We start from the raw sequence: 20830 nt of genomic DNA, 5'->3' as shown, positions 1-20830 counted from the left end.
AAAAGCACGTCACCCTTTCTCATTAATATAAGAAAATAGTAACGCGCTTTTAATTTCAAAAATAGTCCGAATCCTTAAGTTGATGGATGTGTGGAGGTATCCCTATTAGAAATTATTGTTTATATAAAAGCATGGAAAACAACAACTAATCTACAAAACAACAATATCCACAATTGTCATGTGAAGAATAGTTATCTTATGTTAGTTGTAATTGAACATTTTTATGAGATGAGATGATATTTAAACTTTTGACTATCCTTATACAAGAGATGCCTTTTTGGTAATATAAACAAGCTTTTTCGAATTGATTTTCCTTTTGATAACAGGTCGCTAAGTCAATATAAAATATGGATAATTGTTTATTATCTTTTTCATTTTTGAAAAAAGGAATGGCTGTTTTTTCGAGAAAACCTTTTAAATTTGTTTGGTCAAAATATAAGTGATTTTGATAGGAAAATAAACAGTATAATTTAGGATATTTATTTTTTGTAGTTCGTAACCCCCGATTTAACATCTTTTTAGCATCATCAATTTTTTTCTTATCAAAAAATGAAATCATAGTATCATATAACTTTTCTAATTCAAGTATTTCTAAATCTACTGTTACTGTATTGTTTTTGATTTCTTCTAATCTCTTATATAAGGATTTTTTAATATTCCAACTTGGAACAAGTCTATTATTTTCAATTTTACTTAAATAAGATACTGTACATATGCCATAGCACAAAGTTTCTTGTGTTATACCATGTTTTAATCGTTCATTAAAAAAGAATTCTCCAATATTTTCATTCGAAATTGTATCATTTTTAATTTCAGTATTAGACTTAAATCCCTCTATTCGCTCTAAGAGTAATTGTATCACTTCGGGTTTGGCTTCAATTTTATTATTTTCTATAAGACTTAAATGAGATACTGGACATATTCCTTTACATAGCTCTTTTTGAGTTAGATTATATGTCTTTCTAAATCCACGAATTTCTTTTCCTATATTATTCATTATTATGCCCTCCCCTAGAATCTCTTATAATGAAGGATATTCCTTTCTTCAGAAAAATTCAATAAAAAAACAAAATCAAATGTCAGTCCTGCTGGAGTTTATAAATAAAAAAGATAAAATTAGAGAATACGATCTTATTTTTAAGCGTAAGGGAAAAATAAATGAAAGTAACGATTTTTTTAGGTGAATTGGAGGTTTTTAGATGAATAAAAATGAAGAGTCATATTTTATACACTAATATACCTTGCTAGACAGGTCTACAAAATCAATAAAAATTGAATCTGGGCGTTCATTAAAGGAAGAAATGCTAGTATTAGGTATTACTGATAGGGACATTTTTCAAATACAAATGATAGAAATAAATCCAAATCAAAAGTAACATAATATTATTATGTTAAAATTATTTCGATAAGGATAGCAGGAAAGGATTTGTTACTTTAACATGGCAGAAAAGAAGGAATTTGTTAAAAAACAGCATTATATCCCTCGGTTTTCTATAAAACCATTTGAAATTACTGAGGGTTATTGTCGCATAGTAATTTTAAAAACGACTCCTTTTAAAATTATGAAAATGAGTACCAAAAATATTATGCAAGAAAATGACTTATATGAAGTAAAGGATCTTAACGGAGAATATGTAAATAGAAATGAAATAGAGGACATGTATAGTAAAATTGAAAATTCAATTGCACATAGTTTTCATGAATTTGTTCCCCTACTAGCATCTGATGAAGTGGATGTTGAGTTTAAAAAGAAATTTGAGACAATGGAATGGCAAAGGAACGAGACTAATCTACTTGTACATTTAATTTTCACATTGATTCGTAGTCCTCATTTAAAGAATATGGTTTATGAGAAAAAGGAGACTCCTGATTTTATGAAACCAATATTCTATCGTCTTATGACCACTACTCCAGAAAACGCTGTAAAACTCGCTAAGAGCCATCTTATAGGAGACGAATTGGAGATTGCCTTGCATTCTTTAAAAACAAGTCCAGAAGGCGGACTACAAGTGTTATTCGAACATCTAATGAATAATTTTCAATTACGAATTTACAAAACTCGTGGAGAGAAAAAATTCTTTCTTTCTGATAGACCTATTCTAGTCAACAAATTTGAAGAAGCTGATTATGTACTTCCTATTGCACCTACTATCTGTATAGGTGCAACCCCCTTTGAAGGTGAGTTTTCTCCATACAATCAAATTACATATTTATCAGATGATGATGTTAATAGAATTAACAAGAAGATTATAGAGAATACAGAAAAAATGTTGATTATTCAAAGTAGTGCAGATCTAGAGTTTGTGAAAGAATTTGGGGAAATATAAAAAGTATTATATAAGGGTTACCGCCAGATGGTTATCAAGTTAATCTTTTAAGATACTACATATAATAAAACTTTTTAGTGGGATTAAATGTAATTATGTTAATTATGTTTAATCCTATTTTCATAAAATTTATTATGAACATTATATTTATTTAGTTTTATTAATAGATGTAAAATAAGTTGACGTATATTTTAAGTGTGTTAATTTTGTGTTTTTTCAGTTTGACGGGAGATAACCTAGATAGTAACATGAATGCGAGTAAAAAGTATTTAATATAAGAAAGATAACTAATTTATTCAATGCTAAAATGATATATATGCCATTTTAGCATTGAATAAATTAGACTTTAATAAGTGTGGTGATACAAATGGATCAAGCAAATTTAAAAAAAGAAGCTGCACAAATTGAGCGTAATGGTTATATTAATCAATCTTTAAAAGAAGCTCAAAAATTAGTAGGATTACGTAAATTCAAGGATTTTTTAATAGAACTTCTTTCTTTTGTGGAGTTTCAACAGAAAAGAAAGGAACAAGGATTTAATGAGGATTATCAGTCATTCCATACAGTGTTTTTAGGCAATGCCGGTGTAGGGAAAACGACTGCAGCTAGGATACTAGCAAAAATGTTGTATGGATTAGGAAGCGTTGAGAATAAAAATGTTGTTGAGGTTTCTAGAAGTGATTTAGTTAGTGAATATGTAGGTCAAACGGCTATTAAAACGCAAAATATTATACAGAAGGCAATGGGTGGAGTTTTATTCATTGATGAAGCATATACATTAGCACGAGGTGGAGAACAAGATTTTGGGAAAGAATCTATTGATACCTTAGTGAAGGCAATGGAAGATAATCGTAATAATTTAGTAGTTATCTTGGCTGGATATACAGATGAAATGGAACAACTTTTGAAGACAAATAGTGGTTTGCGTTCTAGAATAGCTAATAATGTAATTTTCGAAGATTACAATATAAATGAATTAATAGAGATCGCACAATGTATGCTGCAAGAAAAAAATTATAAATTAGAAGAAGGATTATTACCTCATTTAGCAAACGTCTTAGATTCCAAGCAGTTAAAAGGAAAAACGGATATAGGAAATGCTCGTATGGTAAGAAATATAATTGAATCAGCTATACGTAAGCATGCAGTAAATTACGAAAGCGATTCAGATAAAGAGCTGGATGTATTAACTGCTAAAGACTTCAATATTGTAAAAAAAAATTTTTCATTAGAAGAAGAGTTTAATCACATTATTGGGAATGAATCAATTAAAGAGTTAATTCGTTCATTAGAATCACAAATAATCATTAATAATGAACGTAAGAAATATGATTTACAAAAATCGGATCAATCTCTTCATATGGTCTTTAAAGGGAGTCCAGGTGTTGGTAAAACGACATTTGCAAGAATCATTGCAAATTTACTAAAAGAAATGAAGGTATTGAAAAAAGGTCACTTGGTTGAAGTTGATAGATCTGACTTAGTTGCAGGTTATGTTGGCCAAACAGCTATTAAAACTAAAGAGGTTATTGAATCTGCAATTGGTGGTGTACTATTTATTGATGAAGCATACAGCTTGGTTCAAGAACAGGATAGCTTTGGAAGAGAAGCTATTGATACTCTTGTAAAAGCAATGGAAGATTATCGAGAAGACCTAGTTGTAATTGTAGCAGGATATACAGAAGATATGGATTCTTTTCTGCAGGCTAATCAAGGATTATCATCAAGATTTAATATTCAATTACCATTTAATGATTACAGTATGAAGGAATTATTTGAAATAGCTGTAAGTATGTTTACTAAAAAAGATTACCAGTTAACTCATGAATCTTGCATTGTGTTATCTCACATATTAAAAAAGGGAATTGAGTTAGGTGGGAATGGTAGATTTGTAAGAAATATTGTTGAACAAAGTATTCGTTTTCAGTCCACTCGTTTACGTTCTGAAAATAACCTTTCAAAAGACGTTTTACAGACAATTACAGCAGAAGATTTAATGCGAGTGAAAAATTCACTGTAATTCCTGTAGAATTACCATTAAAATATCAAGACAAAATGAGTAAAATAAATAATTAGTTAGGAAGATACATTTGCCTTATGTGCAATTGTATCTTTTTTTATTGATTAAAAAAGATTGAGGAGGGACGGATTAGTATGTTAAATAAACCTTTTTTACTAATCGCTGAAAAGCCGGATGCGGCAAAAGCTATAGCTAAGATATTCCCGCATAAAATTAAAAATGGTTTTATAGAAGTTGATGAAAATAATATTACAGGTTCTAGGGGCATTATCACTTATGCATTTGGACATCTGGTTGAATTGGCCGATCCTGAATATATCGACGAAAAATATAAAACATGGTCATGGGATACATTGCCTATTACTCCGGATAATATTCCTTTAAGAGCAGCCAAGGGCAAGGAACAGCAACTAAGATTGATTAAACAACTGGCAAATAGATCAGACATTAAAGTAATTATTAATGCATGTGATGCAGGTCGTGGTGCGAATCGTTCCTAAGTGAAAAGCTTAGGCATCTTAAACAAGGGAAGGCCCCATTAAGATAGAACTAATGATTCGAGAGACAGAATGATAGAGTAACGTCTTGAAATGTTTCCCCTAAGTCTCCGACATGCATTAAATGGTAGGACGTTTAAATGTGTGAAGCTCGGTGAAGACGGCTAACAGATACCGTAGTAAAAAATATATTTTAACCGAAATTCCTTTTAGTAAAAGGATGTATCCCATAGGCCGGGGGTCCGTAAAGTATCTATGGTGAGAATGTTATATGAAATAACTGACGAACTTTCGAATTAAAGAGTCTATAACCATACATTCAGAAATGAGTGTAAACCATATTTTGTGTTGTGTGTGAGGTTAAGTAAAGTCGCGGCTATGAAAAACCTTACAGTATTATAGGTACTGTCTAGCGCACAGGCTCATAGAAAGCACCTAAGGGTACCATATAGTGGATAGATTCATTGGAACGATGAAAGCTCAGGACGCAGAGAACCTACATTCTGTGAAGCGGTGGTAAGGAAAAGGAGGAATCCTATAACTTATCTTTATTTGAGTGATAGCGATGTCATAGTAGCGTGGAATTTATGGAAACATAAAGGAGCGAAGGGCATTAGTCAATATTGTTATAAAAAAAGTAATATTGATGGCAAGCCGTATGAAGGGAAACTTTCATGTACGGTTTAGTGTGAGGGAAAAAGTAGAGATTATATCAAAGCTTTACCTATCACAATAAGGAGAGAATATTTTTAATCTAATCTATCAGTATAATGGCTTGACAAAACCTGTAAAAAGATTGTGGTCCTCTTCATTAGCTGCAGCGGCAATTAAGAAGGCCTTTTTATCTCTTAAAGATGGTGAGGAGACAAAACCATTATTTTATAGTGCATACTCGCGAAGTGTAGCAGATTATTACGTAGGTTTATCTGCTACACGGGCGCTATCAATTCAGATGAAAAATTCAAAAGGCACTGAGAAAATGAAAAACCAAGGGACTTGGAGTGTAGGGCGCATTCAAACGCCCTTAATTCGTATTATTTGTGATCGGGAGCAAGAAATTCTTAATTTTAAATCTGAGCCTTTCTGGACAATTCAAGCTCAATTTAACATCGGAGGAACTAAGTATACAGGTAAGTGGAAAGATTTAAAGAACAATATTGATCAATTCAATACAAAAGATGCAGCTGCTTTAATAGTCTCAAAAGTAAAAGGTAAAGGAGCAATTGCTGAAAAAGTAACTGAAGATATTGTGAAAATAAAGCCTCCACAATTTTATAATTTATCGGATTTACAAATAAGAGCAAATAAACTATATAAGATGAGTTCTAAAGCTGTTTTAGATGCTGGACAAGCACTATATGAGGCATCTTATATAAGTTACGTGCGTACAGATTCAAATTATGTAACTGATGCAGAAATAAATGAATTTCCAGAGATAATAAAGGGATTGTCTCAAATTGGTATGTATAGAGAGTTTACACAAAAAATTATAGAACCAGGTAAACTAAAACATCTATCACGTTATCAAAACAATAAAAAGGTTTCAGATCATCATGCAATACTTCCTACGGGTGTAATTCCGGATTTTTCTAAACTGAATGAAAATCAAAAGAAAATATATGACTTAATTGTAAGAAGTGTTATAGCGGCTCATTATGAGGATGCTGAAGTAAGTCAAACTACGATAATTACTAATGTTAATCAAGAGAGATTTATAACTAGTGGTAAAGTATCGAAAATAGAGGGATGGCGTGATGTCATACATGAGGAGAAGTCTACTAGTAAAGAGAAAGACAACAATCATGAAAGTATTCCCATTTTAGACGAAGGCAGCAGAGGAATAACGGACAAGGTTAGTATAAAAGAAGGAAAAACTAAGCCAAAGAAAAGATATACACAAGGGGATCTAATCTCCGTAATGAAAAATTGTGGTCGAAACGTAGAGGATAAAGCTTTAGCAAAATCTTTAAATAGTACAGAGGGACTGGGTACGGTATCTATAAATAATATATGTACAAAATTAATGTAGTAACGATAAAACTTTGTTATAACTAGTTAAATCTAGTTTTTATGACTGTGCATAATAAGAGTTGTACATAATTATTACTATGTCGCGCTACTAAAAAATGGAATAAATTTATGTGAAATATGATTTTTATATAGAACAGTTTTTTGAAGGTGCATAAAAACAAATTTAGACTTTGAAAAATGGTATCATGAGTAATAATTTTAACCTATTTCTTGAATTCCCTGTATGTCTTAGAATAAGTGGTTTTGTGGAAGGACCAGGTTACTTTCTGCTTGTATCGCAATAGGGTGCCCAATGTCTCTGGCGAAATTTTATGGTCCTACTGCCTTTAGTATTTTTAAGGAAGAGAGAGTCTGTATTTGAATAAAAAGATTTTTTTAAATCTTAGGATATGATTGGGAGAGAGGATGGATTCTGGATTATTGGATTCATAATATTTGACGAAATTACCGTCATCATTTAATAAAACAGTGTCATTGCAGTATGAATTGGCAAAAGAGATACTGTTTGAATAGGTTAAAATAACACATGTTAATACTCTTACCTGTGATGATTTGAATTTTTCGCTTATTAAAGTGTATAATTTGTATATGTGAGTTAAATGAATGTGGATAGTTATTAATTGTATCAAAATGTGGCCCTTATTTAGGCAATACAGTTGAAAATATTGGTGAGTGGTAGAAGGATAAACGAGTTTTTTTACCCTTCATTATTACAAAAGATGAATAACTGAATAATAGGGATGTATTTTTAGAAAAGGATAAGTATAATTGGAATGTAGTGTTCAAATTGTATACCACATCGAATGTTATAACAAAGTTAATAAGATAGTAAGATAGCTATTTTCTGTTCGTAAAGTGGTCAATATAAAATAACTACAATAGGTGTACATAAAAAAGAGAGCAACCAAAAAAAGTAAAGATAGGATATATGTATTTTATAAGGGGTAGCTCGTAAGGGGAGAAGGTGCAGGTAAAAGGGATGAGAATTGAAGATATTTATCAAGAAGTATTAGATGGAAAAAGGTACAGATTTCCGCCAAACACATGGAATGGAGATGACAGTACAGAAATGGCCAGAAGGATAACAATATATCTTATTGAAGAAATACTACAATGGGATGATAGCGATTTGAAACAAAGATGGGGTACACCGATTATTGTGAAATATAGATTACGTGGATTGGTGAAGCATTATATGGGAATAGCCCTTTTAAAATGATCGACGATGCGTATCCGAATCGATTAAAGGAATGGGAGCTGAAAATGGCACCTTTAAATTTTTGGACAAAAGAAAAGGCATTAGAAGTATTACGGTATGTAATTGAAGAAAAAGAAAACTTGTCACAAGAGGAACTACTGGAAGTGTATGGACAAGAATGGTTGAGTCGTCATAAGTTAGGATCACCTTTGAGAGTACTGTGGCAAGGGAGTCCATATGCAATGATAAATGACTTATATCCTGGGATATTTAGAGCGTGGCAATTTTCAATGGCACCTAATAAATTTTGGACAAAAGAAAAAGCAATAGAAGCTTTACGATGGACGATTGAAGAAAAAGAAAACCTATTACCGGAGAAGTTAATACAAGTGTATAATCTGAAGTGGCTTATAAAGCATGGATTAGGAGGGGCGTGCACTTTAATGTGGGATGGGGATACATATGCAATGTTAAACGAAATATATCCTGGTTATTTCAAAGAATGGGAATTTAAGGTAACTCCGAGTGGCTTTTGGACAAAAGAAAAAGCAATAGAAGCTTTGCGATGGACGATTGAAGAAAAAGAAAATTTAACGGATGAACAATTACTACGGATATATACAAGTAGATGGATTAAAAAGAGAAATTTAGGTACACCATTAGTTAGATATTGGAAAGGGAGTCCATATGCAATGATAAATGATGCATATCCAAATCGTTATACGAAAGCGATGTTTAAAGGATATCAGTATAAATAATGAGAAGGAAATAATCAGTTTATGTTTTGGAAAAATTCACTTGAAAAGGATAAGGATTTCTTTGTACGCAAAAACTTTTCCACCCCAAAAAACTAGGTGTTCTAGTGAAAGTCGTCTGTAGAGTATTTGATATATTTTGAAGATATTCATAATACTGTAGTGAACCTTTTATAGAATCATGAAATTGTTGAAAATAGTAAATGAGAGAGGCATTTGACAGGCTTGAATAGACAGTGTATCGCATTTTTATAGTCACGAGTACAAAAAAGAATTTTCTGTCAATTAGTTGATGTTTATTGTTTTTTATTATATAGTAAGAAAGAGTTAGTTGACACACTGCTCAATTCATAGTATAAAGGTAGACAACAAATTTTGTTGTCTACCACCCCTGATTATTGTTATTCGGTAGGTATCTTATATAAATTTACAACCGTTAGACAGTAATCAAAATACAACTCTCACTTTGCAGGTAAGAGTTGTATTTTGATATTGGAACAGAAAAATCTGCTTAATGGATTTGACAAGTGAATATACGATGCTTTACAGGTCCGTGTACCAATCTATAAAAGAATAACGAGATCTTATTGGTTGTTTGCTTCTAATTTTTTTGCTAATCTCTTTAAAACTTCTGGAACATCATTTCTCTCCATAATAATTTCCACAAAAATTAATCTGTTAGATTCTTGAGAGATTTCTAATAAAACTTGCTCTAGTTTATGGGTGTTTTTTACATGAAAGTGTGAGACCTGATGTTGTGCACTGAAAATCCCAGGGATTTTGCGATACTTCCATTGATGAATATCATTATAACTTTGCTTTTCACCATGAATCGTGCGCTCAATCGTGTACCCGTCATTATTAATTAGAAAAATAATTGGTTTTAAGCCTTGTCTACATATTGTTGAAAGCTCTTGAACCGTTTGCTGTAAACCACCATCGCCTATAAATAGTATATGTCTTCTTTTTGGATCGGCTAATTGTGTTCCGAGTAAAGCTGGAAGTGTGTACCCTATAGATCCCCACAGCGGCTGGCTAATGAATATAGCCTGAGAAGGAAGTAATAAATCCGAAGCTCCATAAAATGCCGTTCCTAAATCAGCTAAAATTACATCTTTTTCCTGTAAAAAGGAACTCATACGATTCCAGAAATATTGTTGTGTTAAAGAAGAATTTTTTTTCTTGGTACTCTTTTGGTGTATAGACCGGGAGTGTAAAGAATGAATATTTATTGTGTTTTCTCTTTTTTGTTTTTGCAATCTTTGCTCTAATTCGATTAGCACATCTTTCATTTTAATCGATGAAAACTCTTTCCCTTTCACTTTTAGCATGTTAGGTTGAATATCTACTACATTTTCAGGGGAAAAACCTTGAGAAAATCCGCCCGTAATCAAATCTGTTAGCTTGACCCCAATGCTTAGTATACAATCTGCTTGATCCACCTGTTGTTGCACATAAGGAACACTTAAGTCACCTTGATATATACCAATGAATTGTGGATGTGTTTCGTCAAAGACCCCTTTTCCCATAGAGAGTGTAGCAACTGGAAAGCCAGTAGTAAGAGCAAGTTGATATAACTCATGTTTTACCTGGAAACGGCCTACTTCAAAGTCCGCTAAAATTATCGGTTTTTTTGCTTGTTGAATAATTGGAATAATCGTATCCAATGCGGATTTTAATGTGTTTTTGTTACTGTTTGGCAGGTTGTGTAATAAGGGTAGGGACGGTTTTTGAATGGGACAGTTGGAGATATTTGTTGGTAAGTTAATTTGAACAGGGCGCTTTTCTATCCAGCAAATTCGCAAAACTCTATCGATTTCATGGGACGCGTTTTGAGGGGTGAGTTGTGCTTGTGCGGCGGTCACTTCATGGTAAATATTCGAAAAGTGTTGAAAATCTCCATCGCCTAACGTGTGGTGAACAGGTAATCTTTGTTTTACGATAGATGTATGTGGAGTGCCTGTAATTTTTACAATGGGAACTTGTTCTGCAAAAGCACCTGCAATACCATTTAATGCAATGAGTTCACCCACGCCTAATGTAGTGACTACCGCGGAAATACCATGGATGCGTGCATAACCATCCGCTGCATAAGCTGCATTCAATTCGTTACAATTTCCTATCCATTTTAGATTAGGATGCGATAGGATAGTGTCTAAAAATAAGAGATTATAATCTCCTGGTACGCCAAATATATGCTGAATACCTAACTCATTTAATCGATCTAGTAAATACATTCCAACTGTATACGGACGATTCAGATGATTGTTTTTTTTCATGTTTTTCATAAATATATATTCATCTCCTTATAAGGTAAAGTTAGATTTTTTTGAGAATATATCTATAGACCCATTGTTTGTCATTTTACGAAAGATTTCTATCTTACAATCAGGCGTTAGCTATGAATGTTTTGAGTTATTCTCAGGATGTAATAGAATAAATATTTTTTGTGTGCTGTATTTATCATTTTATGGGGCAGTTAGTTGGGACTTTTTTTAGTAGACAACAATAGTATATGATAAGAATTTGATGTGGTATAGGCAAGTGGTACATTGAAAATAAAAAAGTAGTGAAGAACAATAATTTGTTGTATTTTTGGTATCGTGTAATCAATTTGGCATATCGATAAAAGATAGCGGGGTAGAAAGGGTTAGTAAGATTATATTGTTCGCTACATCTTACTAGCGTCTACATTTAAGTAAGATGAGATATTGGATGAAGGGGAGGATAATAGTATCTTTCATCCTAAATGCTGTGAGGACAATCAAATTTTTACTTAGGTATATACAGTAGTTTGTAATGACTATAAATAATGGGGATTTAATATGTAATTTTGCATAACAGATTGATAAAAAGTCGAACAGTATATTATAGTTGGAATATGTTCCTTATACCTGCGTGTAACATTGATGAAATACCCTTTATAAAATAATATATTTATTTTCCATGCGCTATATTTGTATAAGGAATGTAAGTAATAATGTACTATTAGAATTTGATGTGTACAAGATTAGGGTTACACACATCAAAAAACAGTAACATTTGATTTTATCTATAGTGTTGAAATTCAAGTGAGCGGTGAGAATATCTTTTAGTACTGGTGAGAGGGGGAGATGAAAGTTGAGAACACAAATTGTGACCATGATGTATAGGTGAGGATAGCTTGTAAGAAGAATCGTTCGTTATATTTCATTATTGTAGTAAGAATCCATAATAAGTTTTGAAACGAAAGCAATCAACCCTTTTTTTTAAAATTGAATAGTAAAGAAGACGATTAGTTGACTAATTCCTCAAAACGATTAGTAATTAATCGTTTTTTTTATTAGGAGAATTTAAAAGAAATGAGATAAGCTATGGGAACGCACTTCTAATTTGTGAGGATATATTTGGATTATTTGAAAAATGGGACAGCATCTTGGAGAAGAATTAAGGCATGGTATAGAAGTAAATGAATGGTCGCAGTATATAAATGTAGGATGAGGGATCGTTTTAAAGGTGATTAACTGATAAAATTTAAACATTCTACATGAGGGGAAATATTAAAAAGATTTGGGATAAATCAATAAATGGCTTTTTACTACGGTTCATAAAAAAATATAACAGGGTATTGAAGTTGAAATATGCGATAGATATCTTGAATGGACTGACATCGAATTAAAGCAAAGAATGGGATCGATTAAGATGAAAACACAGTTTGAAACACAATTGTTCGTAATGCATTAGTTGTAGGTGATGAAACTTAAAATAAAAAGTATAATGAAAAGGAAAGAGGGGAAATATAATAATATCTTAGCAAATTGTTTCCTGCATCATAATAGTAATTGTGCTAGGATAGAATTAAATAACATCACCACAAAACGTATTCTTGCAGGGGTACGTTTTGTAGTTTTAGTGAACCCATTATCTGAAAATGTATCTTTGATAAAATATTTCGTTTTAAGTAATATGTCTATAGAAGATGAGAACGGTCGTTATCATATTTTGTGCCAAGAGTGAATAAGTGTGTGAAATAAAGAAATCCCCTCTATGTAGGATAGGGGGGATTTGGTGTGTAAGGGTACCATTGAATAGCTTGAGGAAGCTTTAAGCTCCTACTATAGCACATTTTTATACAGATGTGTGGAGAAAATAAGAATAAATGTTGAAAAGTACCCGATTTTGTTGGTTTATCTAGGAAGGAGAGGGCATTGTGTTCTATGATGTTGATTATATAGTCTTTTTAGTTAAAACAAGAAAATTTGCTTTAGTGCGTTTCTACATATGAATATACTACTTCGATAACATACGTTTTTTCAGCATAAAGTGTCTATAAGTTGAGTATAGATAGAGAAAGGTATAACTCAAAATTATGAAGTCGTTTGTTTTCGGTGGGGTTGTCCTTTTTATATAACCATAGCAGCCTGTAAACAATATGGCTGCTATTTTATTTTTAGTCACTGATTGAGACGATGAACAGAATAGAAAATATATGCAGGAAATGAGAAAGCGTATGAGATATACGGTCTAATTCTGTATCAATAATACCCAGACAATATATTTTCAGTTGTTTGGAAAAGGTATCGATAAAGGGAGGATTGTGTTATAGTATGAGAAGAGGGAAAAAGGTAAATAATGAAGGTGATTCAAGTTAAAAAAGATAGCTCTTTCTTTTAGAAAGAGCTATCTTTTTTTTGATGATTTATCTAATAATCACTTTCATACCTAGATGTGCTTTAGGATATAGCCATTCGACATCACTATTTTTCATACGAATACACCCGTTGCTAACTTTTAACCCAATTGTTCCTGGTTGGTTTGTCCCATGTATGCCGTAAACATTTCCAGTGGAATGATTTACATCTAATCCAATCCATCTACTACCTAAAGGATTTTTTGGAGAACCACCGGAAATATTTGCTTTATAATAAGGGCGGTTCTCTTCTTTATAAACGACCTTAAAAGATCCTGCCGGAGTAGGGGTTTGGGGTTTTCCTGTTGTGACATGAAAGGATCTTTGTACTTTATTATTTTCCAGGTAATGTAATTGTTGTGTATTTCTATCAATAATGATATAAGCATGTGAATGAGATGCATCTGCAGTGATTGTAAAACCAAAACAAAGTGTGTAGATGAAAAAGATAAAAAATGTGAGGAATGGTTTCATGGATAGCTACCTCCTAAAAAATTAGATACATGTATTATTTTGTTTGAATAAATATGAAATAATCGTGGGAATATTTACTTATATATGCCGGGATGAAAAAATAGTATGCGTATATTCTATTATTTGTCAAATTGATGTAATGAATTTTTGGAAAAGGGTATCATCTACGTATGAAATGTATTTGATATTTTGTGTAGATGGGGAAATGGAGAAAAAGTCCATTGTATGGAATGGACTTTGAAGTAGGATAGTATTCGAGATCCATTATAATAGCATAAAATGGATGATATTTTTAGTAGCTTTTTCAAATAATTGTAAAGCTTTTTTATATTGTTTGTTTTCAATAAGTTGAATAAGTTGTTCGATGACTTGAACCAAATCAAGACGAATAGGCTTCCACACTTCATAAATGAATTGAGTGGATCCACCAATTTCGAATTTTTTCTCTAAATCGTTCATTATGGTTAATAGTAATGGATTTTGAGCAGGTAAAAGTAATAATTTATGAAAATGAGCTAGATGACTGTAATATGCTTCGGAATTATCGTCGTGTACGGATTGATAAAGTGATCGAACATTCTGTTTTAATTCTGTTAAATTAAAGGATAGGTTTTTCCGTTCAGCTTTTTGAAGACTTAACGCCAAAAATTGCACACGAATTTCAAGCATATTAATATAATCATGAATTGAGACACGAAAATTTTGGACAATTGCTCCACAATGACTTTCATGCCGTAAAATCCCTACAGATTCTAAACGACTTAAAGCACGGCGGATGGGAGTCCGACTGATGTTGAAACATTCTGTTAGCATTTTCTCCGTTAAGTGCGTACCAGGGGGATATTCTCCTTGTACGACTTGTTCTAAAATTTTGTCATACACTTGTTGTTCTAATGTTCTCTTTTTTTGCATTTGAAATCCCTCGTTTTTATATCTAATTTGTTATCTGGGAATAACAATAAAACCCAAAAATCGTTTGTTGTGTACACGAAAAGTATACAATATGACATTGAAAAAATATAGCCTTTTTGATAGATCATTTTAAATTTAAGAGAGAGTTAATTTTGCTACCAATATGTGGAGGAGATATTAATAGTAACATGATTGTAGGGAGGGTAAATCAAAAATGAAAGGATATGTATAAATGCATATTTTTTAGTGAGACAAATCTGGATTTTAATGCATGCCATAGTGATAAAAGAGTGGGATATATGTATGAAAAGGATTCCTTTAATAAAGAAATGTTATTTCTATGCATATTAGAGTGAACTTTCGATTTTTTCAAAATCACGAAGATATATCTGTGATTTTCTGTATTGTTAGAAGGTTGCGAAAAATATACCGCACTTATCGATGTAAAAAGAAACATATTTCCTTCACAAACTCAAACGCGGGAAATGCTGACATAATAAATGAATACTGGATGCTTGTTAGAATTTTAGAAGTGAAAAATGTTAAGTTCATACAACTGGTCGTCACGTAAAGATATAAATCAGTTTTTTACCATCATACATAACAACTTACTTGTATTATTATCTGAATATTGAATTTATCAGAATGTTGATAAATTACTTTTCCGATTAACCATCATATGTGAAACGAGTAAAAAAATAGTTAATAAAATTATCTGGATTTTTGTGTTCAAATTGTATACAATTATAAACGGTTTTTGATAAAAAAGGATATTGGTAGAAATTTGTGTAATGTATTAAGATATCTTAGATGAGTGAGGAGATATTACGAGATTCATGATTTCATGGAAAAGACAATATTGCTAAAAAAGAGGGATAATGTGAAAGAAAATAGGAATGTGCTGAATGTAGTCTATATATTGAAAAAACGAGTGTGGACGATTCTTGCTGTGATGTTAGGATCTGGGATAGTAAGTTTGATTATAAGTAGTTACTTTTCTAACCCAGTTTACGAAGCAACCTCGCAAATTCTTGTGAATCAAAAAAAAGCAGAAGGAGCTTCTGGACTTCAGGCTGATGAAATTCAAACCAATGTACAGTTGACGAATACGTATAAAGTAATAATAAAAAGTCCAATGGTTTTGGAACGAGTAAAAAATAAAATGAAGAAAGATACCATTTCAATCGATGACCTAAATAAAAAAATAAATGTAGTTTCTGAAGCGGAATCACAGGTAATCTCTGTTACGGTAAAGGATAAGGATATTAGAAGAGCGAATGATATTGTAAATCATACTGTTGAAGTATTTAAAACAGAAATATCTACAATTATGAATGTTGATAATGTCACGATTTTATCAAAAGCTGACAGTATAAACGATAATAAACCTATACAGTCACGAACAGTGTTAAACACGATAGTAGCCATGATTATGGGAATGTTTCTTTCAATGAGTTTTTTCATAATAAAAGAGATGCTTGATCATACGGTAAAAAATGAATTTGATGTGGAGGAGGATTTAAATGTACCTATGTTAGGGGCTATTTCTCATTTGAAGAAGCAAGGAAATAAAAAAGGAAAAGATAATTGCTAAAGAAGGGGGCGGAACGAGAAAATGAGGAAACGGGTGAAGAAAAGAAAAAGAGTGCCACAGCAAGTACCGATAGTTTTATGTGAGCAGACTATGCCTCATATAGCGGAGCAATTTCGAAATGTACGGACAAATATTGCGTTTGTGGCAAAAGGGAAACAAATTAGATCTATTGCTATTACATCTGCAAAATCAGGAGAGGGTAAAACTACGATTAGTGCAAATTTGGCAGGAGTGTTCGCAAAGCAAGGAAAGAAGGTATTACTTGTAGATAGTGACCTGCGCAGACCTAAGTTGCACAAGATATTCCAAATAGAAGCGCGAAAAGGGCTGGCAGAAGTATTGGCGAATTTAGGGGACTTTGAAGAATGTTTGTGTACAACACATATTAGCAAATTAGATTTGCTAACGAGTGGAGGGATTCCACCAAATCCATCGGAGTTATTGGGTTCGGACACAATGAATAACATAATGAATCATATATATGATCAGTACGACATTGTGATTTTTGATTTACCACCTATACTAGCTGTAGCAGATGCACAAATTTTAGCTAATCAATGTGATGCAGCAATTTTAGTGGTTCGCAGTGGACAAACTGAAAAAATGGATGCAAATAAAGCGATAAAACTATTAAAAATGACAGACGGAGAATTTTTAGGAGTGATTTTAAATGATTGTCCGAATGAAGAGAATCATTACTATATTTCTGATGTTTGAGTACGTTTGTATTATGCGTTTTAATATATGGTAGACATGTAGAATCTGAATAAAGGACTTTGGAAACTTGTGTAAGGGAGAGGGTCTTTACTAGTTATTTGTTTTGCAATGTAAATAGTAAAGAGTATATTTTAAAATGTGGAAGAATGGAGATAGCAATGAGAGTGAAAAGACAGATTTCGATGATGGAAATAGAAGAGAGTGTTACGAATGCATGGAGTCTAAGTGTAAAGAGAGGTATGGGTATTATATTAGCCTCAGTAGCGTTGGTAATTGTATGTCCTATTTATTTTATTGTTTTGTATTCTAACAGTTGCTGAATCGAAAGGGGCGCCCCTTTATTTGCAAAAAAGAGTAGGAATTCATGGGAAGACATTTTATATAATGAAAATACGTTCGATGAGAAGAGACGCAGAAACAAATGGACCGCAATGGGCAAATGAAAATGATCCTAGAGTCACAAAAATCGGAAGGTTTATTAGAAAAACACGGATAGATGAATTACCACAATTCATTAATATTTTGATGGGAGATATGTCTTTAGTTGGTCCAAGGCCAGAACGAGAAATTTTTATTGAAAAATTCGAGTCTGAAGTACCGGGTTTTAGACGAAGGCTACAAGTAAAACCGGGATTAACTGGATGGGCACAAATTAATGGTGGGTATAACGTATCACCGTATTATAAATTACGGTATGATTTATATTATATTCGTAATCAGAGTATCATACTTGATATAAAAATTATGCTAAAAACATGCAAGGTACTGGTAACAGGTGAAGGAGCCAGATAACAAATAAGTTGTATATGTGGGGACGAAATAGTGATAGGCCATATTTCAGAAAGGAATTGTGAAACACAGCTAAATTGGGGTAGTTATATATAATAAAAATTGAATATTCGTTATATTTAGTTTTTATTATAGGGTTAACTTATTGTTTGATAAAGACTAGGTGTATTGAAGAGGAATGTGTGAATGGTGTAGTCTATTTGATAGTACAACCTAAAAATAGAGAAAGGATTGAAAATATGGAAAATAACGCAAGTGAAGCGCGCCGAATATTAGTTATTTCACCCTCTTTTGAATGTGGAGGAGCAGAAAAATATGTATGTTGGCTCATGAACAAATTGGTTGAAGAAGGAAAGGAAGTTGTTTTTTTGTCATCGGGAGGGGTGTTAGTGCAACAATTAAATTCGAAAATTCATTTTATTCAACTGCCGATACTGAAAAAAAGTTTGTATTCCCTTTTGAAATTATCCTATGAAATTCGAAAAATAGTAAAACGTTATAAGATTCAAGTGATTCATTCGCAATCTGTATTTACAACCATAATGGGGAAATTATTAACGCCTCATATGCCTATTATAGTAACTATTCATGGTTTGCGAAAAAAACATTATCCGTTAGCAAACGTATTGGTGAAAATATTTGCAACAAAAATTATTGCGGTATCAGAAGAAATAGAACACGAAATGAGTTACCCAATGGATGTGAGAAATAAATTGGAAGTAATATATAATGCGACCAAAATTCCAGAAGAGAATGTGGAAAAATGTTCTCAAGATGGACCTATTACGATTGGAGTAATTGCAAGGTTACATGAGGAGAAAGGACATATGATTTTATTGAAAGCATTTCAAAAGTTGTTAGGAAGCAATTCTAATATTGAGCTGTACATAATAGGAAATGGTCCCGAGCGTGAAAAACTGGAAGCTTGGGTACAGAGAGAGGAAATCGATAAAAAAGTAATCTTTACTGGATTTCAAACAGATGTCGCAGGGATTTTGAAGGGATTGGATATTGTGGTATTACCCTCGTTTCGAGAGGGGTTACCACTAGCGATATTGGAGGCGATGAGCTACGGGAAATGTATAATTGCTACGAATGTAGGTGGGATTCCAGAAGCAATTGATGATGGTCATTCCGGTTTATTATGTAAAAGTGGCGATGTACAGGGATTATTGGAGGCATTACAAGTGGCTGTACAAAGTGAAGAATTAAGGTTTAGGTTAGGAAAAGCTGCGGATCATAAAGTGAAATCTGTATTTTCTGATGAGGTATGTTATCAAAAAATAATGAGAGTTTATCATGAAGTATTGGACTGAGGGAATGAGAGCGGTAGCGGTAGAAGGGGACTTATGTAAAAGTGGATTGAAGATCAGCAATGCAAATCATGATGGATAAATCTGTTTGTAATGCGAATTAACGCATGTTACGGAAAAGAAATAGTGTAGATGTTTGAATTCAGGTTTGACCTGGTCAAGAAAAACTGGAACATCGATTAGATTACGCAATTGCTTTTGAATATTGATATGGAGTCATTCCATTTAATGATGAGTGAGGACGAATGGAATGATAGTACATATAAATAAATTCAGCCACTAAGTGATTGACTTGAGCGAGAGAAATCAGTTTTTCTCCATGTAAGCATTCGCGTTTAAAGATGCTAAAAAACGATTCCATTACTGCATTATCCCAACAGTTTCCCTTACGGGACATACTTTGTTGAATCTTTTGTTGCTTACAAAAATCAGTAACCTTATAACTGGCAAACTGAGATCCTTGATCACTATGAAATAGGATTCTTTTTTGACTTCCATAAGCATGTTTGACTTGCTGGATTGTATCTTTTACTAATTGGGCATCTTGGTGGGTATCCAACGAATAACCCAGCACCCGCCGGGTGCCAATATCTAATGCGGCACAAAAATATACTTTCAGCCCATTCACTAAACGAAACTCTGTGATATCACATACAATAGTCGGAATATCTTTCTTACCAGGTTTAAAAGATCGCTCTAGTACATTTGGAAATGTATGATGTTCATGCTTTCTTTTCTTATAGTACGTGACAACTTTTGACTTTAATCCAGCTTCATATAAAGCTTGTCTTACTTGGAATAAACTCACCATAACGCCTTTGTTGATAAGGTAACAGAACAATTTTCGATAGCCCATTCTACCTTTTAAACGTTTAAATTGCATAACAATATAAGCCGCTGTCTTTTTACGTTTTTTTTGACTTTCAGTGAGCTTACGGTGGAAAAAGTCGTAAAAACCACTAACAGAAACTTGTAATCGATGGCAAAGCCAGCGCACTCCAAATATTTGATGATATTGTCTGATAAATTGAAAGCGTGTTAGTTTTGGTTGCTGGCAAAGAAGGTTGCCGCCTTTTTTAGAAATTCATTTTCCTTTTTTAAAGCCTGGATTTTTCTTCGTAAAGAACGTAGTTCTTCCATATCAGATTTCTCATTATCCAAAAATGGGGAAGAATATTTCTTTATCCATGCATTTAGAGTCCCGTTCCCTAAGTCAAATTCTCTTTGAATACTGGAAATTGTACGCCCTTCTTTAACCACCAATTCAACACATTGTTTTTTAAACATTTCATCATACTGCTTTTTCATCTGAAACACCTCTTATATAGAATAATTTATCTCTATACTGTGTTCCAGTTTTACTGTACCACCTCATATGAGAGTGAATCGAATAGTTCGATGGGTTGCCAAGGTACGTATGATTCGCTATCGCATGAGTTTGTTGAAGATGATAGATATAGGAATGCACCACATCATTTCATGGAACACAGCGAGAACCAATCGTATGATGCTATAAGATATAACGAATATGAGA

General features: G+C 32.6%; 13 protein-coding genes and 2 pseudogenes. 9 read left to right on the top strand and 6 right to left on the bottom strand.

Features of this window, described 5'->3' with window-relative positions; genetic code table 11:
• Positions 1 to 196: 196 nt before the first annotated feature.
• On the bottom strand, positions 197 to 997 hold the full coding sequence (locus tag MR169_RS25955; protein ID WP_242320272.1) for a helix-turn-helix domain-containing protein: 801 nt from the start codon (positions 995 to 997) through the stop codon (positions 197 to 199).
• A gap of 442 nt (positions 998 to 1439) precedes the next feature.
• On the opposite strand from MR169_RS25955, the gene MR169_RS25950 reads away from it, so the two are divergent.
• The 5 genes and pseudogenes from MR169_RS25950 to MR169_RS25930 all read left to right on the top strand — a co-directional run bounded on the left by MR169_RS25950 (position 1440) and on the right by MR169_RS25930 (position 8831).
• Positions 1440 to 2327: a DUF4238 domain-containing protein gene (locus MR169_RS25950; protein WP_000818336.1), complete on the top strand. Its 888-nt coding sequence runs from the start codon at positions 1440 to 1442 to the stop codon at positions 2325 to 2327.
• A gap of 367 nt (positions 2328 to 2694) precedes the next feature.
• Entirely contained in the window at positions 2695 to 4347 is a 1653-nt protein-coding gene (locus MR169_RS25945) for an AAA family ATPase (RefSeq protein WP_242320271.1), read from the top strand.
• 134 nt (positions 4348 to 4481) lie between these two features.
• Positions 4482 to 4847 carry a toprim domain-containing protein gene (locus tag MR169_RS25940; RefSeq protein ID WP_000932886.1) on the top strand — a complete coding sequence of 122 codons (366 nt, stop codon included), beginning with the start codon at positions 4482 to 4484 and terminating at the stop codon, positions 4845 to 4847.
• Between the two features lie 772 nt (positions 4848 to 5619).
• A complete protein-coding gene (locus MR169_RS25935; RefSeq protein ID WP_242320270.1) occupies positions 5620 to 6873 on the top strand; it encodes a DNA topoisomerase in 1254 nt (417 codons plus the stop codon).
• 966 nt (positions 6874 to 7839) lie between these two features.
• Positions 7840 to 8831 (top strand): annotated as a pseudogene (locus MR169_RS25930) (DUF4046 domain-containing protein).
• Positions 8832 to 9412: 581 nt separating this feature from the next.
• Here the strand turns inward: MR169_RS25930 and MR169_RS25925 are convergent.
• The 3 genes from MR169_RS25925 to MR169_RS25915 all read right to left on the bottom strand — a co-directional run bounded on the left by MR169_RS25925 (position 9413) and on the right by MR169_RS25915 (position 14883).
• Positions 9413 to 11116, bottom strand: coding sequence for an alpha-keto acid decarboxylase family protein (locus MR169_RS25925; RefSeq protein ID WP_242320269.1), 1704 nt, complete (start codon positions 11114 to 11116; stop codon positions 9413 to 9415).
• A 2390-nt stretch (positions 11117 to 13506) separates the two neighbouring features.
• Complete coding sequence (locus MR169_RS25920; protein ID WP_242320268.1) at positions 13507 to 13971, bottom strand: L,D-transpeptidase; 465 nt, start codon at positions 13969 to 13971, stop codon at positions 13507 to 13509.
• A 264-nt stretch (positions 13972 to 14235) separates the two neighbouring features.
• Positions 14236 to 14883 (bottom strand): GntR family transcriptional regulator, encoded by a 648-nt coding sequence (locus MR169_RS25915; RefSeq protein WP_242320267.1) that lies wholly within the window; start codon positions 14881 to 14883, stop codon positions 14236 to 14238.
• An 844-nt stretch (positions 14884 to 15727) separates the two neighbouring features.
• On the opposite strand from MR169_RS25915, the gene MR169_RS25910 reads away from it, so the two are divergent.
• The 4 genes and pseudogenes from MR169_RS25910 (at position 15728) to MR169_RS25895 (ending at position 19299) form a co-directional block, all read left to right on the top strand.
• Positions 15728 to 16477 (top strand): YveK family protein, encoded by a 750-nt coding sequence (locus MR169_RS25910; protein ID WP_242320266.1) that lies wholly within the window; start codon positions 15728 to 15730, stop codon positions 16475 to 16477.
• A gap of 21 nt (positions 16478 to 16498) precedes the next feature.
• Positions 16499 to 17194, top strand: coding sequence for a CpsD/CapB family tyrosine-protein kinase (locus MR169_RS25905; protein ID WP_481746827.1), 696 nt, complete (start codon positions 16499 to 16501; stop codon positions 17192 to 17194).
• A gap of 182 nt (positions 17195 to 17376) precedes the next feature.
• Positions 17377 to 17986: pseudogene (locus MR169_RS25900) on the top strand (sugar transferase).
• A gap of 236 nt (positions 17987 to 18222) precedes the next feature.
• Positions 18223 to 19299, top strand: a complete 1077-nt coding sequence (locus MR169_RS25895; protein ID WP_242320274.1) for a glycosyltransferase — start codon at positions 18223 to 18225, stop codon at positions 19297 to 19299.
• A gap of 181 nt (positions 19300 to 19480) precedes the next feature.
• Here the strand turns inward: MR169_RS25895 and MR169_RS25890 are convergent, their stop codons facing one another.
• Together MR169_RS25890 and MR169_RS25885 are read right to left on the bottom strand one after the other, a co-directional pair.
• Positions 19481 to 20320 carry an IS3 family transposase gene (locus tag MR169_RS25890; protein WP_242320273.1) on the bottom strand — a complete coding sequence of 280 codons (840 nt, stop codon included), beginning with the start codon at positions 20318 to 20320 and terminating at the stop codon, positions 19481 to 19483.
• 14 nt (positions 20321 to 20334) lie between these two features.
• Positions 20335 to 20604, bottom strand: coding sequence for a transposase (locus tag MR169_RS25885; RefSeq protein ID WP_242320264.1), 270 nt, complete (start codon positions 20602 to 20604; stop codon positions 20335 to 20337).
• Positions 20605 to 20830 lie beyond the last annotated feature (226 nt).

The sequence above is a fragment of the Bacillus cereus group sp. BfR-BA-01349 genome (assembly GCF_022663795.1).
GTDB lineage: Bacteria > Bacillota > Bacilli > Bacillales > Bacillaceae_G > Bacillus_A > Bacillus_A cereus.
The sequence above is the reverse complement of the archived record's forward strand: the minus strand, read 5'-3'. Positions and strand labels throughout refer to the sequence as shown.